The 16,158-nt window shown below is 60.3% G+C and carries 12 protein-coding genes and 3 pseudogenes; 1 reads left to right on the top strand and 14 read right to left on the bottom strand.

What is annotated here, in order from left to right; translation table 11 throughout:
* Positions 1-102 precede the first annotated feature (102 nt).
* The 6 genes and pseudogenes from FBY31_RS21725 to FBY31_RS21750 form a co-directional block, all read right to left on the bottom strand.
* On the bottom strand, positions 103-1,812 hold the full coding sequence (locus tag FBY31_RS21725) for a glycoside hydrolase family 13 protein (protein WP_142045812.1): 1,710 nt from the start codon (positions 1,810-1,812) through the stop codon (positions 103-105).
* Entirely contained in the window at positions 1,809-2,738 is a 930-nt protein-coding gene (locus FBY31_RS21730) for a carbohydrate ABC transporter permease (RefSeq protein WP_200833495.1), read from the bottom strand. The genes FBY31_RS21725 and FBY31_RS21730 overlap by 4 nt, the downstream gene beginning before the upstream one ends.
* A 5-nt stretch (positions 2,739-2,743) precedes the next feature.
* Positions 2,744-3,619, bottom strand: coding sequence for a carbohydrate ABC transporter permease (locus tag FBY31_RS21735; protein ID WP_235013245.1), 876 nt, complete (start codon positions 3,617-3,619; stop codon positions 2,744-2,746).
* Positions 3,620-3,797: 178 nt separating this feature from the next.
* Entirely contained in the window at positions 3,798-5,093 is a 1,296-nt protein-coding gene (locus FBY31_RS21740; RefSeq protein WP_142045814.1) for an ABC transporter substrate-binding protein, read from the bottom strand.
* 535 nt (positions 5,094-5,628) lie between these two features.
* Positions 5,629-6,630, bottom strand: a complete 1,002-nt coding sequence (locus FBY31_RS21745) for a LacI family DNA-binding transcriptional regulator (protein ID WP_142045817.1) — start codon at positions 6,628-6,630, stop codon at positions 5,629-5,631.
* A 337-nt stretch (positions 6,631-6,967) separates the two neighbouring features.
* Positions 6,968-7,084, bottom strand: a pseudogene (locus FBY31_RS21750) (helix-turn-helix domain-containing protein); the annotation flags it as partial.
* 314 nt (positions 7,085-7,398) lie between these two features.
* Here FBY31_RS21750 and FBY31_RS21755 point away from each other — a divergent pair.
* Positions 7,399-7,944 carry a YceI family protein gene (locus FBY31_RS21755; protein ID WP_142045819.1) on the top strand — a complete coding sequence of 182 codons (546 nt, stop codon included), beginning with the start codon at positions 7,399-7,401 and terminating at the stop codon, positions 7,942-7,944.
* A gap of 182 nt (positions 7,945-8,126) precedes the next feature.
* Here FBY31_RS21755 and FBY31_RS21760 read toward each other — a convergent pair.
* The 8 genes and pseudogenes from FBY31_RS21760 to FBY31_RS21795 form a co-directional block, all read right to left on the bottom strand.
* Positions 8,127-8,243: pseudogene (locus tag FBY31_RS21760) on the bottom strand (aspartate 1-decarboxylase); the annotation flags it as partial.
* 473 nt (positions 8,244-8,716) lie between these two features.
* A pseudogene (locus FBY31_RS21765) lies at positions 8,717-8,907 on the bottom strand (citrate/2-methylcitrate synthase); the annotation flags it as partial.
* A 270-nt stretch (positions 8,908-9,177) separates the two neighbouring features.
* Positions 9,178-10,197: an NADP-dependent oxidoreductase gene (locus FBY31_RS21770; protein WP_142045821.1), complete on the bottom strand. Its 1,020-nt coding sequence runs from the start codon at positions 10,195-10,197 to the stop codon at positions 9,178-9,180.
* Positions 10,194-10,721 (bottom strand): AMP-binding protein, encoded by a 528-nt coding sequence (locus FBY31_RS21775; protein WP_160142506.1) that lies wholly within the window; start codon positions 10,719-10,721, stop codon positions 10,194-10,196. The genes FBY31_RS21770 and FBY31_RS21775 overlap by 4 nt, the downstream gene beginning before the upstream one ends.
* Positions 10,714-11,805, bottom strand: coding sequence for a phosphotransferase family protein (locus tag FBY31_RS21780; RefSeq protein WP_142045825.1), 1,092 nt, complete (start codon positions 11,803-11,805; stop codon positions 10,714-10,716). Before FBY31_RS21780 ends, FBY31_RS21775 begins: the two co-directional genes overlap by 8 nt.
* Complete coding sequence (locus tag FBY31_RS21785; RefSeq protein ID WP_327436943.1) at positions 11,802-12,800, bottom strand: acyl-CoA dehydrogenase family protein; 999 nt, start codon at positions 12,798-12,800, stop codon at positions 11,802-11,804. Before FBY31_RS21785 ends, FBY31_RS21780 begins: the two co-directional genes overlap by 4 nt.
* Positions 12,801-13,524: 724 nt before the next feature.
* A complete protein-coding gene (locus FBY31_RS21790; protein WP_142045829.1) occupies positions 13,525-14,892 on the bottom strand; it encodes an MFS transporter in 1,368 nt (455 codons plus the stop codon).
* 373 nt (positions 14,893-15,265) lie between these two features.
* Positions 15,266-16,123, bottom strand: coding sequence for a fumarylacetoacetate hydrolase family protein (locus FBY31_RS21795; RefSeq protein ID WP_142045831.1), 858 nt, complete (start codon positions 16,121-16,123; stop codon positions 15,266-15,268).
* Positions 16,124-16,158 lie beyond the last annotated feature (35 nt).

A 16,158-nucleotide genomic window follows, 5' to 3' on the forward strand; every position in this document is an offset into this window, starting at 1 on the left:
GGGGGATTTCCTAGCTGCATAAAAATGACAGTGCTTAGCGAGGGCCGCGGGGACAGCGGGTTGCTGCCCCCGCGGCCCTGCCGGCTTCCTCTTGCCTGGCGGTTAGTCCTCGCCCAGTTTGTAGACGAGGGCTTCCCAGGGACGGAGTTGTCCTCGCACGGTACTTTGCTGCGGGTAGTTGCCAAGGACCTGGTGGCCGGTGTCGGCCTGAAGGGCGGACGGGCATTCGATCGCGTTGTCTGAGACGTTGACCACGACGAGCAGGGACTGAGATTCCAGACGCCGGATGAACGCATAGAGATGTGGGTCGTCCGGGACGAGCAGGGTGAAGTCGCCGTGGACAACTACCGGTTCGTCGTGCCTGAAGGCGATCAGCTGTTGGTAGTAGGCGTAGACGGAGGCGGGGTTGTCCCGTTCGGCTTCGGCGTTGATGCGGGTGTGGTTCGGGTTGACCGGCATCCAAGGCTCGCCGGTGGTGAACCCGGCTTGCGGGGCTGCGCTCCATTGCATCGGCGAGCGGGCGTTGTCCCGGCTCTTGCGTCTGAATGCCTCCAGCACCGGTCCTGCCGGGTTCCCGTTTTGTTCCACGGCTTCGCGGTAGTAGTTCAGGGTTTCGATGTCCCGGAAGTCGGAGATGTCATCGAAGGGGACGTTGGTCATGCCCAGCTCTTCGCCTTGGTAGATGAACGGCGTTCCGCGGTGCAGGTGCAGAAGCGTCGCCAGGGCTGTGGCTGATTCGTAGTGGTACTCCGAGTCGTTGCCGAAGCGGGAGACCACGCGGGGCTGGTCGTGGTTGTTCCAGTACAAGCTATTCCATCCCGACGCCTGCAGGCCTTGCTGCCAGCGTCCCAATGATGCCTTCAGATCGGTCAGTGGCAGTTCCCGGGGGTGCCACCTGATGCCGACGTGGTCAAGGTCCATGTGCTCGAACTGGAAGACCATGTTCAGCTGGCCGCTGTCTTTGTCGGTGAAACGGCTGGCCTGTTCGACGGTGACACCGGGCATCTCGCCGACGGTGAGGTAAGTACCGGTGCGGGCAGCGAAAACACGGGCCTGCATTTCCGCCAGGTACTCGTGCACCCGGGGTCCATAGGAAAAGTGAGACATTCCATCGCCAAAGCCGGTGGGACCCGGTGCTGCGTCGGGAAAGGCCGGGTCCTTGGAGATGAAGTTGATGACGTCCATCCGGAAGCCATCCACACCCCGGTCCAACCACCAGTTCATGACACCGTAGACGGCGTCCCGGACCTCGGGGTTGTCCCAGTTCAGGTCAGGCTGCTTCCGGGAGAAAAGGTGCAGGTAGTACTGGCCGGTGCCCTCGTCGTATTCCCATGCCGGGCCGGAGAAAAACGAGCCCCAGTTGTTCGGTTCCTTACCGTCTTTCGGGTCCCGCCAGATGTACCAGTCGCGCTTGGGGTTCTCCCGACTGGAACGGGATTCCACGAACCAGGGATGTTCATCCGAGGTGTGGTTGACCACCAGGTCCATAATCAATCTGATGCCCCGGGCATGGAGGCCGGCCAACAGCTCGTCGAAGTCCTCAAGGTTGCCGAAGATCGGATCGATCGCCGTGTAGTCGCTGATGTCATAGCCGTTGTCATCCTGCGGGGAGGAATAGATAGGGCACAACCAAACAACGTCCACGCCCAGGTTGGCGATGTGGTCGAGGTGATTGATGATGCCGCGGAGATCCCCGATGCCGTCACCGTCGGAGTCAGCGAAACTCCGGGGGTAGATCTGGTAAACCACCGCGGAACGCCACCATTCGGCAGGCTCGGTGGTGAGCAGTGATGTATCCGTTTGGGCGGTCATCCTTTTACTCCTGCCGAGGCGATGCTGCTGACGAAGGCCCGCTGGAAAGAGAGGAAAACCAGTACAACCGGAGTGACGATGATGGAGGCGTAGGCCATGACCTGCCCCCACGACGTCTTGAGCTGGAAGAAGTAGTCCATGCCGACATTCAGGGGCCGAAGTTCCTCGGACTGTACGGCCATCAGCGGCCAGAGATACTGGTTCCAGGCGGGAAGGAATGTCAGGATCGCCACGGTGGCGAAGGCCGGGCCTGCCAGGGGGATCGCAATCTTGCGGTAGATGGTGAACCAGCTAGCCCCGTCCACGCGGGCAGCCTCGTCCAGTTCCGCCGGGATGGAGGAGAAGTACTGTCGGAAAAGGAACACGGAGAAGGCGTTAACGATGAACGGGATGATCTGCACGTAGTAGGTGTTCAGCCAGTTCAGGGTGATGACCGGCATCATGCCATGGAACTCAAGCTTGGGCAGCTTAGTCGCTTCGAACAGCAGCGGGATCGCGATGGCGTCAAAGGGAACAATCAGCGTTGCCAAGATGACAGCGAACACGAATCCTTTGCCCTTCCACCTCATCCGGGCCAGGGCGAATCCCAGCATGCTGTTCACCACCAGACCCAGCACCACCGTGGCGGTGGAAACCACAAGGCTGTTAAGCAGGAACCGTCCCACGGGGACTTTTTGGAAAACCTGCGCATAGTTCTCCAGCGACAAGGGCCCCGTGGGCAAGAAGGCACTGATGCCGCCGCGCATGTCGCTGAAGATCTGGGCGTCTGTTTTAAAGCTGGAGACCAGCATGAAAACGATGGGGAACAGGAAGAAGAGGGCCAGCAGGACCATGGGGACATACAGCCACTTTTCGGAAAGCTGTGTTCGTGGCTGCTTGCGGGCCGCGGTGGCGGCTTTGCCCGGGAGGGTGGTTTGGGTAGTCATGTCTGCTAGTTCTTTTCTCGGGTCCAGCGGCTTTGTATCAGAGAGATCACCAGGACCATGAGGAAGAACAGCAGTGACAGCGCGGCTCCGTAGCCTACATCCTGCTGCTTCACACTGGCCCGGACGGCCTGGAAGATGATGGTTGAAGTGGAGTCCAGGGGCCCTCCGTTGGTCATGACGTTCACCTGTGCGAACACCCCTAGGGCGCCGATGGTTTCGGTGACCACCACCACGATCAGGGTGGGGCGCAGGCCCGGCCAGGTGACGTTGCGGAATTTCTGCCACGCGTTCGCGCCGTCAACGGTGGCGGCCTCGTAGAGTTCCCCGGGGATTGTCTGCAGACCAGAGAGCCACACCACCATGTGGAACCCGACGGCCTGCCAGATGGACATCAGCATGATGGCCGGCATGGCTGTTCCGGGCTCGTTCAGCCAGGCCATGCCTTGGATCGCGGAGCCGGTGAAGGTACTCAGCAGTGAGTTGAAGAGGCCTTCCTGCTGATACATGAACCGCCACAGCACGGCCACCGCCACCATGGAGGTGACCACAGGGATGAAGTAAATGGTGCGGAACAGGTTCCTGCCGCGAAGTTTGGTGTTGACCAGCAGTGCCAGGGCAAGGGCAAGCGCTGAATGGATGGGAACCACGACACCGGCGAAGTACAGGGTGTTAATAAGGGACTTGGGAAGGACCGGGTCCCGGGTGAATGCCCGGACAAAGTTCTCCAGTCCGATGAACTGAGGTGCAGTCGGGGAAACGAGTCGCGCATTGGTGAAGCCCAGCACGAACCCGAGAATGGTGGGCACGATCATGAAAATGATGAGCAGAATCAAGGCCGGGCTGGCCATCAGCCAGGCAGTCCGTCCTTCACGTCTCAACATTCCTGATCTCCGGGCTGTCCTTTTGCTGTCCCCGGCTGAAGGGGCGGCCGGCCGGTTCACAGCCTGCCTCAGAAGCTTCTCCGGCTTCTTCGCCGTTGCCACGCGTGTCACTTATTGGTCCTCTCGACCCTCCGGCTTTCTCCGGGGCGCGGGAGGCGCCCCGGAGAAAGCGGATTAGTTATTTTTTGAAGCCGTAGCCGTCGTTGGCGGCAATGTTGGCGTCGATTTCCTGGACCGCCTGATCCAGGGTCTTCTGTACGTCGGCACCGGCGAAGATGTCGCCGACGGCCTTATTGAAGATGTTGTCAATGACCGTGAAGGCGGGCGTCGCAGGACGGATCTCCGAATGTTCCGCTTCGAGCTTGGCGAGGTTTTCCAAGCGACCGCCCGCGGCGTAGTCCTTGGTCTTCGCTGCTGCCTCGGCTGATGCCGGGATGACGTTCTGCGTGGTGCTGATCTTGGCGATGTTCTCAGTGGTGAGGGAGTCCTGCAGGAATGCCTCCACGCCCTTTTTTTGCTCTGGCGTGCAGGAGGACGAAGCGCCATAGCCGAAGCTGCCCGCTCCAACCTTGATGCCATTTCCGAAGTCCGGCGGCGGCAGGAAGACCACATCATCGCCGTATTTGTCGATGCTGTCCTGTGCGGCCCAGTTGCCGTCCCATTGAAGGGGAACTGCGCCCTGGGCGAAGAGGGAACCGTCAGCTGCGTCAGGATTAGTCAGGCCGTCAGCCCGAAGGCCCTGGAGCCATTTGCCGAATTTTACAGCTTCCGGTCCGTTGAGCTTGTCCTTTGCCGAGAGGTGTGTGCTGCGGTCGATCAGGTCGCCTCCGAAGCTCCACAAGTACGGGGACAGTGCATAGGAAGCGCCGCTGCCCGTCGGGTTTCCCACGGAGAACGGGTACTTGAACCCGTCCTTGCCCTTTAGTGTCTCGAGTACGGCGTTGAATTCCTCGCCGGTCCACGGCTTGTCCACGGTGGGGATGCGGATGCCGTTCTTCTCCAGGACAGACTTCCTGGCAAATATGGACAGCCCTGCATCCCAGTAGCCTGCGGAATAGATCTTGTCCCGGTACGTGCCTTTGGCGCCGGGAATGAGCTGGTCCGTCACGCTGGAGGGCAAATCCAGAGGCTGCAGGTACTGGGCCCAAGCCCAGTTCGGTGCAACAGGAGCGTCAACGGCGAGCATGCAGGGCAGCTGCCCCGCCGCTGCGGCTCCCTGAACCGATGTTGCGTAGGAATCGAACGGGTAGGTCTTGTAGGTGAAGGAATACTGGGGGTTTTTCTCGGTGAACTCATCAATCATGCGCTGCATGTTTTCGACTTCGACCTTGGGGGAGCCAGCTTGCGGGGTCCAGAGAGCGATCTCTGTCTTGGCTTCTCCGCCTCCCTGTGGCTGGCCGCTGGTGCACGCGGCCATCAAAGGCGCGGCAAGAGCTGCAGTGATGCAGACTGCCGCCCAACGTGGATACCTCATTGTTGATCCTTTCCTTCGCGTCGGCGCGAAGTGTTCGAACTGGTGACGGCGTTCCCTGAAAAGGAAGGACGGCTGCAATCCCGGGCGGGAAGCATGTCAGTCCTGGCAGCTGGAAATCAGGTAGGCAAAGCCGCGCCTACAGCGTGCTTTCGCCCGTCCCTGGAAGAAGCCACTACTTCCGCTGGAAAAAAAGTACGCCCTTAATGACGTGAAGTCAATCACTCCTTGCAAGAAACGCGCGTGCGGCCTGCAAAATAGAGGCAGCCCTCGAAGCGGGCATGATGATTCCTCAAAGGCGAACATTTGGGATGGCCTTCAGAGTCTGAACTTGAAGGGGAACTTAGCCTCTAAGGAGTCAGATCACCACGAAGACGGGTGCCTTTCTTGCCCCGCTCCGGGGAGGGTTGGCACATTGGGCAGGACGTAGATTTATGCAGATGCGACCTGGGCGCGCTCAAGGGCGTGGCGATAGAGTTGACGCGGCACTGCCGCACGAGGAAGCGATTAGGCGATGCCCCAGGCGCGACGATTGGAGTTAGGAAAGTGCTGGCCCGGTACTGCTGCGCACGACAAGCTCCGGTTCGAAAAAGATCTCCCCGGCACGGTTCCCGCGCCCGGCGATCTGGGAAATGAGCAGGCCGACAGCTGCCTTGCTCAGCGCCTCCACGGGCTGACGAACAGTTGTCATTGGGGGATCCACCAGAGGCATCATGGTGGAGTCGTCGTAACCAATAACGGAAATGTCCTCCGGTACCCTAAGCCCCATTCTCCGGGCTGCTTTGACTGCCCCTAAAGCCATGACGTCACTGGCACATACGATGCCGGTTACACCCGACCCAATCAGGTGTGCGGCAGCCGATGAACCGCCTTCCAGGGTGTAGATCGACTGATCCACAACCCCTTCAACTCCTTTGATCCCGGCAACACAGTCATTGAAGGCGGCTACCTTGCGGGCGCCCGGGACGTGATCCTGATCTGAAATTGCCAGGCCGATTTTGCGATGACCCAGGTCCACGAGGTGTCGGACTGCCAGCTCCACTGCCTGGACGTCGTCGGTGGAAACACACGAAAGTTCCAGGTCGGGTGCAAGGCCGTCCACGGCCACGACCGGCAACTTTCGGTCCAGTAGTAATTGGTAGTGGCCATGGTCGTAATGGCCTACTGCATGCAGGCAGCTTATGAAGATCATGCCCGCTACCTGCCTGCCAAGCATGGTCTGAACATACTCCGCTTCGGAAGGCCCCCCCGTTTCCGTCACACCAAAAAGGGGGGTATACCCCCTCTGGGTAAGGTGCCCGCCAATTGCCTCCGCAAAGGCCGGAAAAATGGGGTTTCCGAATTGAGGCATGATGACACCGACCAGCCTTGCTTCTTGGGCCCGCAGTTGGGTAGGCCTCTCATACCCCAGGACATCAACGGCGGTAAGCACTGCGTCGCGAGTGGCCGTTGCCACTCCTTTGCGGTCGTTAAGCACCCGGCTAACGGTCGACTCGCTGAGTCCCGTGTACTCCGCAATTTCCTGAAGGCGCTTGTTCACACTTGCAACTATAAGTCAGACCTTTACGGCTTCCTTCATGGCCGCTTCGGAAAACGGCAAGATTCTGCCGCAATTTCCCAAGAACTGCACGCCGATAGCGTATCTGATGATCAGTGTTTTATGAGTCGTGCGGGCCGCAGTGCAGCCATCGGCTGAGGCCCGTCTGATGGAGAGGGAAAGGAGGTTTTCACTTGTGGAGGAAGCGCCACCAAATTACGCCAAGAGCAGCCCCTTCTGGAGCCACTCCCCTGTCCATTTTTGAACGCCGATAATGGACCTTCTGTCAACCTGCTGCGGTTCCATACATGCATCCCGGCCTTGGCGGGAGGGGAGTGTTTTAGTCCAGCTTGGCGTGGCGCAGGTACTGGTAGACCGTCTCCCGGCTGATCCCGTAATCACAGGCAAGGACAGCTTTCGCACTACCGCTGCCGGCGCGCCGGACGACCTCGTCCGCTGCTCCACCAGACCGAAGGTCGGGGAGGAATTCCTCAACCTCCATCGGCCGCCTCTGCCGCGCGCATTCATCCTTGACGTGCTTGAAACCGTTCCAGCAGCTGGCAGCGCTGCTTGGGGTCTGAGTCCATGGACCAGCGCCGCGAAGCCGCAGGGGTTCTCCGGAAAGGCGGCCAACGCATTTGGATGGGTCCTGGGGGCAGGCATGTTCGGGGGAGCCCCGCCTGGGTCGGTCTCTGGACAAAAAACCGCCGGTGAAGCAGTCTGGGGATTGGTCATCCTGACCGGTTTCCATACTGCTAAGGAGATGCAAAAGTGACTCTGCCACACGGAATAACGTCAGGGGTGTGGGTTCTGGATATGTCGCACAGTGAGGTTGCATTCACAGTCCGGCACGCAGGCATCAGCAAGGTACGGGGACGTTTCCTTGAAGCTTCCGCTGAGGCACGCATTGGGGAGTCCTTGGCTGACGCGTCCCTGCATGCCACGGTCAAAACTTCCAGTTTCGATTCCGGAGACGCTAACCGGGATGCGCACGTGAAGGGCCCGGACTTCTTTGATGTGGAGAAATATCCGGAGATGACGTTCCGCGCCACATCCATAGAGGGCGAGGGCGAGGACTATACGCTCACCGGCGATCTCACCATTAAGGGAGTCACCAAACAGGTGGAACTGGAGGTGGAGTTCAGCGGTGTGGCCGTGGACCCCTTCGGCGCCACCCGAGCAGGCGCCTCCGCAGAAGCCGAGATCAGCCGCAAAGAATTCGGCCTGACGTGGAACGCAGTACTGGAAGCCGGCGGCGTGCTGGTCAGCGACAAGGTAAAGATCAATATCGAAGCGGCGCTGGTCAAGCAGTCCTGACGCCCGCACTCGAAAATTCGCCCTTTTTGGCAGGCATTCCTCCACCCATTTTGTAAACGCCGATACTGGAGATTCTGTTGGATTGGGCGGCGAGATTGAACACTGTGCTCGGTGGGGGACTGCTACGTGCCTCGTATTTTTGCGGAGGTACTCGCGGAGGCCCGGGATGGCGAAGTCTAGGCAAGAATGTCAGCAGCATCAAGCAGGTCCAGGTCAACGGTGACTGAACCTACATAGTGTAGGTCAGCGTGAGTGACGGTGGCCCGGTGAATTTTGGACTTGAACACTGTTCGATTCATAGGAAGCTCCAGTAGGCGGACTTTGTGCCGGGCAGCCGGTCCCATCAGATCCGGCACGAACGCAGCCTCTGGCAGGAACTAGACCAAGTTCTAGTGGTCGTTCTCGGACGAGACCGGCCGGAAATGCGTGAAAACCTGATATCCGTCTTGACGGAAAATCATTTGTCTGAGTGAGTTTCCGGCCGCTGAAATCCATAGAAGCGAATCGTCGGGCATGACGGCCTCCACTGTTCCTTTCCGGACCAATTTCCCGCCTCTCCAGACTTCTACCCGTTGCCCGAGAGCACGTTGCCAATCTGGTTGCAGGTGAAGGTCCATCGTTTGCTCCTATGTGCACTCGGATTAGATTTTTGAAGAGCTGCATGGGGTTGTTCGGCCTGCCGACGGTGAGGTGTCACATGCGTTGCGATAGTTGATGATCCGGGTGATCATCCGACACCTCACCGCTGGATTAGCGGCAGTTGAACTGCCGGTTAGAGGGAGCGCTGGTCTGGGCCTTGTATGCGCTGAGCGGGCGGATGAGGGAGTTTGCTGCCGCCTGTTCCATGATGTGTGCGGTCCAGCCGGTGATGCGGCTGGCGACGAAGATCGGTGTGAAGGTTGGAGTGTCGAAGCCCATGAGATGGTAGGTGGGTCCGGCAGGGTAGCCGAGGTTGGGTTGGACGGGGGTCAGGGCAATCTACCGTCACCGCCCCCTGCCGTCTGGACAACAAGGCAGTCCGGACTCAAGGAAACGGCACCATGACAGGAGTGGCGCCGAGACTTGCATGGTTGGCAGGAAGAGACCTCCGGTAGTGATTTGGTGCCCTAGGTCGGGCCGCGAAGCGGTTCCAGTACTCGCCTACTGCGAACAAATGGGTGACGCTCTCGGGTAAGGTGATCCGCCAGCGGAATCGCTTGGTCAGGACGAGCGCAGGATGAACTGCGTCGCCGCTTAAGACACCTGGATGATGGTCTTTCCGAAATTGGTGCCCTTTAGCATGCCGACGAACACCTCGGGCGCCCGCTCGAGCCCTGCAGTGATGTCCTCCTTGTACTTCACCTTGCCCGAGGCCACCCAGTCGGTCATGTCAGCCAGGAAGCTGGCGAACATCGTGTCGACGAACTCCGCTTGGAGGAACCCGCGCAGCAGCAGGCTTCGGGAAATGATGCTGCGCATTAGCTCCGCAGTCCGGTCCGGTCCTTCCGACAGCTCGGTTTTGTTCAGGTTCGCGGCCCGGCCGCAGACCGGAACCCGGGCAAAGTTGTTAAGCTGCGGCAGTACCGCATCCCATACAGCTCCCCCGACATTTTCGAAGTAGACGTCGATGCCCTCGGGCGCGGCCGCCGCCAACCTATCCCGCAAATTTGGCTCGCGATGGTCGAGGACCTCATCAAAGCCGAGTTCGCGCAGGTAGTCGATTTTGCGTTGTCCGCCAGCGATTCCGATTGCCCGGGCGCCGTAAATCTTGGCGATTTGGCCAACGGCCGAACCCACTGGCCCCGTGGCGGCGGCAACGGCTACCGTCTCACCCGGCTGGGGCTTTCCGATCGCCAGCAGACCGGCATAGGCGGTGAACCCCGGCATGCCCAACACCCCGAGCGCCGTGGTGACGGGCGCGGCCGCAGGATCGAGCCTACGCAAATGTTCAGCCGACTCCACGCTGTACTCCTGCCAGCCGCCATAGGACAACACGATGTCACCTGCCGCGAACCCGTCCACATTGGATTCAACCACTTCGGAGACCGTTCCGCCGACGATGACATCGCCGATCTTGAGCGGCTCCGCGTAGTATTTGGCCGCGCTCAGACGACCACGCATGTAGGGATCCAAGGACAGGTACTTCGTACGCAACAACACCTGGCCTGTCTCCGGTGAGGCAACAGGGACCTCATCGTGCTGGAAGTTCTGCGCGACCGGTTCGCCGTGGGGGCGGGTTGCCAGGCGGATCCGCCGGTTCGTCAGCAAGCTCATAAAATCTCCTTTGATTCTTGGGACAAACAATTCTGGCAGGGGCGGTGCAATCTCGGCCAGATTTTGTAGCCGCCTGCGTTGATTAGGTCCTTCTTCCTATCAGCCGCCCATAGCGAGCCCGTCTGGTCGTCCATGAGCCCGAAGTCGCCGGCGAAGACGTAGCCGATGCGCAGGGCGTGCGAGGACTCCTCGGGGGCGTACCTGTAGCCGGGTGGTACCGTAGGTCTTGCGATTGCGGTTTCACCGATTTGACCAGAAGGCAGTTCTTCGACACTCTCTGTATCGACGATGCGCACGCTGGCATCATGAACGCCGTGTTTCGCCCATCGGGCGAGTTTTTGCGCGTAGGCGAGGCCGCCCTCGGCGTAGGCTTCCTGCCGGTGGTTTCGGCGTGCAGCCATCCGCTTGCCGAGCTGGGTCCGCCGGTGGAGATTTCCGAGCCCGTTCAGTGCTGCGAGGCTAACAGAACGTCCTCCGTCTACTGAGCGGCATGGCGGGACCGTCGTGGAGAAGTAGTCAGCCATGGAACCGCCCCTTGGCCGTGCCAAGGGAAGGGGACTTCGAAACATTGTCCATTGCCGAGTTCAGCAGTGCGGTGACCATGTCACCGACACCGGCGAAGCCTTCGCCCCTGGTTTCTCCCCGCAAGTGCCGCACGTGGATCTGCTCCAAAATGATGGCGAGTTTAAATTTTGCGAAGACCAGATACCAATCCATGCTATCTATCTGGAGGTTTCTGCGGTTGATGTACCGGTTCGTGACCGCGTCGGAGGACATGAACCCTGGTGCCGCCATCAAGCCGTTAGTGATCGGGTTAAACGGCCTGTCAGGCTCGTCCCAGAACATGATCAAAATGCCCAAGTCCGCCAGAGGGTCACCCAAAGTTGCCATCTCCCAGTCCAGCACCGCGGTGATGTGTGCGGGGTCTTCCTCGGAGACGATCAGGTTATCAAGCCGGTAGTCGCCGTGCACAATGGCGGGTTTCCCCCCTCGCGGCAGGTAGCTAGCCAGGGAATCTGCGATTGGTTGGATGTAGGCGAGCTCGCGTACCTTGATTTTGTGGTACTGGCGCACCCAGCGTTCAAGCTGGCGTTCGAGGTAGCCCTCAGGGTTGCCGAGAGTGTTCAGTCCTACTTGCGCAAAGTCCACTTCGTGCAGATCAGCGAGCACGTCCACCAGCGCCGCGCCCAGCCGCGCACGGGTTACCTCAGGAATCTGGCTGACGTCCTCCGGGGCGCGCAGTATGAGACCGGAAACTTCCTCCATCAGGTAGAAGGGGGCGCCGAGAACGTCACCATTTTCGCAAAGGGCGGCCATCCGAGGCACCGGAATATTAGTGTCTCCCAGCGCCAGCATTACTCGGTGCTCCCGGGTGACGTCGTGCGCGCCGGGTAGGATGTTTCCCAGCGGCGGACGGCGCAGGATCCATCGTGAGGTGCCGTCCGTTATTCGGTAAGTCAGGTTGGACTTGCCACCGCTGATCAGCGTGCCGTGCAGGACAGAATCCGGGCCCAGGATTCCGGTGCCGGCAAGGTAGGCCGCGAGGACCTGGAGGTCGAGGCCATCGGGACTTGGCCCGGTGGGGTGAAGGTTGGCGGGCGTGCTCATGATTTTTCTCCAGAGGTCGGGGCCCCGGTTGGGAACGTGAAGCGGTGCGGCGCGCGAAGTTCTCTGGTGGCGATGGAACGCAGGTGTGCCTCGTCGGGCCCGTCGAAAATCCGCATGGCACGGTGCCAGCCCCACATTGCCGCCAGCGGCACATCGTCGCTAACTCCGGCCGCGCCATGGATCTGAATTGCCCTGTCGATGATCTCGCCGGCCATGCGGGGAACGGCGACTTTTACCATGGAGACCAGCTGTGCTGCGGCCTTGTTTCCATGCTCATCGATCGTGGCGGCGGCGTGCTGGCAGAACAGCCGGGCCTGGTCTACCGCGATCCGGGACTCGGCGATTTGTTGTTGGATGACACCTTGGTCCGCCAGCGGCTTTCCGAACGCCACCCGAGACTGCGCTCTATTGCTCATCAGGGACAGAGCCCGTTCGGCTGCTCCGATGGCGCGCATGCAGTGATGGATCCGTCCCGGACCAAGCCGGGCCTGGGCCGCGGTGAACCCTTCTCCTTCACCACCGAGCAGGTTCGCGGCAGGGACCCGCACGTTATGGAAGGCGACCTCGCAGTGTCCGTGTTGATCCTGCCGGCCAAAGACCGGGACAGAGCGCAGGATTTCCACACCCGGGGCGTCCCGCGGCACCAGCACCATTGATTGCTGGCGGTGGCGGGGAGCGCCAGGATCGGTCTTGCCCATTACGATCAGCACCTGGCAGCGGGGGTCCGCCGCGCCGCTGGTCCACCACTTCCGGCCGTTGATGACATAGTCCTGCCCGTCCCGTTCGATCCGGGTCTCAATGTTCGTCGCGTCGCTGCTGGCCACCTGCGGCTCCGTCATTGCGAACGCGGACCGGATACTGCCTTCCAACAGGGGCTCCAGCCAGGTCCGCCGCTGCTGCGTGGTCCCGAACATGTGCAGGAGTTCCATGTTCCCGCTGTCCGGGGCCTGGGAATTAATAGCTTCCGGTGCCAACTCCAGGCTCCAGCCGCTCATCTCCGCCACCGCAGAATAATCCAGCTGACTGATCCCAGAGACCTCCGGCAAAAACAGATTCCAAAGCCCCCGGTGCCGCGCTTGAACTTTGAGCTCCTCCACTACTGGCGGCACTGTATGATCATCTGGCCCGGCCGCCACCCGGTACGCGTGATACTCTCGCTCAGCCGGAAACACAAACTCCTGCATAAAATCCTGCATCACACCACGAAGCTCAGCCCCCCGCACCGAAGGCCGAAGGTCCAACGACGCGTCCGCAACCCGCTGCGTAATACGAGATAGCTGCACGTTGCCCATAGAAATTGCCTTTCGTCGTACAGACCCGTCGGGTCGAGGAGTCCATAAGTGAAGCTTCGAAGGTTGAAATGATGTTCGACTGCTCATCAACTTATGCGCAATTCGAGCCGACTTCGTCATGCCCCCGTGCATTCAATCTGTGCTGGAGTGCACGGTCGCTTTACGGCCACGTTTTGACATGGTTGATCCTGGCCGGCCGTAAAGATAATCCGTGTGCTACGGAGAAGCCTCCGTGCGCCGGCACGAAAGTTAAGCAGGTCAAATCCTTCTGAAGTGTGCCTCGCGTCTCGCAGTGACTTCAAGCCGTTCATTGCCGCTGTTGCTCGCAGCACTAGTTCCGTCCCCGCCTCCCGGCAGCTTGTCCACGCCAATGGAGTTGGAGTCAGGGGACGCATCGAATGCGTTGTCGTACGTCCCGCCTGCCGTGTTACTTACTACCAGTATTTACAGTCGCATCCGGACGGACAACCGCGACTAGAGTTGACGTCACGTGCGCATCCGTGCGGGCCCGACCCGGCAGTTGCACGTAGAACATCAATGCGAACGCCACGACGTATGCAATGCCGAGGCCCCAGGCGACACCCGCAAAGCCGAAGCTGGGAAGGATGACTGCCACTGCTGCGGGCCCCAACAGGGCAGCCATGCCGGTGCTCAAGTTGATAACGCCGAGCCCGGCCACCTTTTCGTTGGACGCGATCGAAGGGACGAGCGCGGAAATTGGGACGAACGCAGCGTTGCCGAGCCCGAGGAGAATCATTAGGAGGACGATCACCAGGAAATTCGGGCCTACCCACTGGGGTACTAAGAAGAGCGCGACCATCGCGATCGCGCTGATTGGCGCCGCGATCCATTGCACCGTGTTGGCCCAGCCGATTCGATCACTGAGCCAACCGAAGAAGAGCATGGCCGGAACCGCGGCGATTCCCAAGAATGTGAAGGAAAGGATCGCTAGCCCAAGTGGCAAGTGGATTACGCCTGTGATGTAGGGCACGTAGTAGACCCCCATTGCAATAATTCCTCCGAGGTTGATGAGCTTGACTAAGCCGCCCATACCCACCTTCGGCTGACGCCAGATAATTGTGAGTGCCTCTTCAAATGCTTTGCCCAGGTTCTCCGAGGTTCGTTGCGTGCCCTGACCAGTTGAGTCACGCACAAGCAGCACACCAATGAGTCCACCAGCCAATGCGACTCCCAATCCGATCCAAAGTGTGGCGATTGGGCCCAAGGTCGGCACAAGGTAGCCGGCGAGGACGTTTCCAAAAATAATCTGGCCTGCGGTGTAGGCGAACCAGAACCAAGCTTGAGTCCCCGCTTCCTGACCCGCTTTCGCTCTTGCATCGAGCCAGACAAGGAATGCGAACACGTAAAGTGGGGTGCCTGTCCCACGCAGCGCATACGTGATCAGGATGAACCAGTAGTTGCCCGTCGGTAGAGCTAGTCCGATGAACGCAGCGTCAATGATCACCCAGAAGATCAGCCCTGCCGCCATGACGCGGCGTGGTCCAAATCGCGCGCACAAGGGCCCGACGGCATACGATGTGACCCCAACGACGATCCCGAAGGCGGTGACTATCCACGCGGCTTCGCTCAGAGGGATATGGACGGCGGTAGTGAAGAACTGGGAGATCCAAGCGACTTCTAGCCCGTCGCCGACGACAAACACAATAACAGCCAGGATTCCCCAAGCCATGCCGGAGGGAAGGCCAACGCGCTCGGCGCGGGTAAGGTGTACTGGGGCAGCAGGGGCGGGTCGGTCTTGCAGGCCCGTCAGCGCCCTTTCATTTCGTGAGGACATTTCTGATCTCTCCTTCGAGTTCGTATATCAGCGTGGTCGTGCAGTGTGACGATAAGCGGGAGTCGTCTGCGCAACGCTCCCATCTGGGACTCAAGCTGTGCCCACGTATGTTCAGTTCGAGTCCCGTCCTCTGCGATGTCCACGATCGCGACAGTTTCCGCCGTTTGCGGTTCCCGGGCATACTTAAGAACACTTTCGGCGAAGTTCAGCCGGGCCTGCGGGTACCAGACCGCCCCCGGCATGCGTTCCGTGGCCAAAGCCGGACTGTGGAAGCCTTCCGATTACACCGAAATACTGTCGCCGGCGCGGAGTTGTGTCATCGTGTGCGCCGGCGTCGGCGGCAGGGCTCGTTGGGTAAGGATCATGGCGTGCCTCAGACGAATTCATTCCGGATCGACCCGATGCCCTCCACAGTGCTGGTGAGCACATTTCCAGCGCGCATCAGCACGCCGCGGGGCGCCCCCACGCCGGCGGGCGTTCCGGTGAAGATGAGGTCGCCGGGGTAAAGCGTTACAACCTGGGACAGGTTGGCAATGGTCTTGGGCACGGAGAAGATCATGTCGCGGGTGTTGCCGTCCTGGACCATCCACCCGCCGTCTCCTTTCCCTTCGGTCCCAGGGCCTTCGAGCACCGCCGAGATGGACAGGGCATCCGGGTCGGTCAGTTCATCGACCGTCGTGACTGCCGGCCCAAAGGGGGCGAAATTGGGGTACGACTTGCCCAGGCTGAACTGGGGTACAGGCCCGCGGCGCTGTACGGTGCGTTCGCTGTAGTCCTGGCCGACGCAAAGCCCTGCGACGGCGTTCCACGCCTCTTCCTCGGTCGCTCGGTGGACCTGCTGACCCATCACCACAACCAGCTCCGTCTCGTAATCGACGTCATCACTAGGCAGTTCGACTGTTGCATGGGGGCCAGCCAGTGCGGAGCGGAACTTCGTGAATACGACCAAGTCCTCCGGATAGGGCAGCTCTGCTTCGTCGGCATGGTCTGTGTAATTAAGTCCGATGGCAAAGATCTGTGCCGGGGCCGGAACGGGGGCCCCGAGTTCCTGCACGTCAAACGGCTCGGCAGCGGCGTAGTCGGCGCTGCCGGCCCATTGCTGGAACTCCTGCCAGCGCGTGTAGACCGCCTGCGGGTCCGAACTGAACAGACCGCCCGATGCAGTCTCGATGTCAAGGGCGCGCCCGTCGTGCAGCAGGACTGCCCGGTTGCGGAGATTGGCGATGCGCATAACTATGGTCCTTCTTGTTTGTATTGGAAATCAAT

It is taken from the genome of Arthrobacter sp. SLBN-100 (genome assembly GCF_006715305.1).
Lineage (GTDB): Bacteria > Actinomycetota > Actinomycetes > Actinomycetales > Micrococcaceae > Arthrobacter.

Coding starts and splice junctions, on each gene's coding strand:
- FBY31_RS21725 (WP_142045812.1), bottom strand. CDS start 1,812: ATGACCGCCCAAACGGATACATCACTGCTCACCACCGAGCCTGCCGAA.
- FBY31_RS21730 (WP_200833495.1), bottom strand. CDS start 2,738: ATGACTACCCAAACCACCCTCCCGGGCAAAGCCGCCACCGCGGCCCGC.
- FBY31_RS21735 (WP_235013245.1), bottom strand. CDS start 3,619: ATGTTGAGACGTGAAGGACGGACTGCCTGGCTGATGGCCAGCCCGGCC.
- FBY31_RS21740 (WP_142045814.1), bottom strand. CDS start 5,093: ATGAGGTATCCACGTTGGGCGGCAGTCTGCATCACTGCAGCTCTTGCC.
- FBY31_RS21770 (WP_142045821.1), bottom strand. CDS start 10,197: ATGAGCTTGCTGACGAACCGGCGGATCCGCCTGGCAACCCGCCCCCAC.
- FBY31_RS21775 (WP_160142506.1), bottom strand. CDS start 10,721: ATGGCTGACTACTTCTCCACGACGGTCCCGCCATGCCGCTCAGTAGAC.
- FBY31_RS21780 (WP_142045825.1), bottom strand. CDS start 11,805: ATGAGCACGCCCGCCAACCTTCACCCCACCGGGCCAAGTCCCGATGGC.
- FBY31_RS21785 (WP_327436943.1), bottom strand. CDS start 12,800: ATGAGCGGCTGGAGCCTGGAGTTGGCACCGGAAGCTATTAATTCCCAG.
- FBY31_RS21790 (WP_142045829.1), bottom strand. CDS start 14,892: ATGTCCTCACGAAATGAAAGGGCGCTGACGGGCCTGCAAGACCGACCC.
- FBY31_RS21795 (WP_142045831.1), bottom strand. CDS start 16,123: ATGCGCATCGCCAATCTCCGCAACCGGGCAGTCCTGCTGCACGACGGG.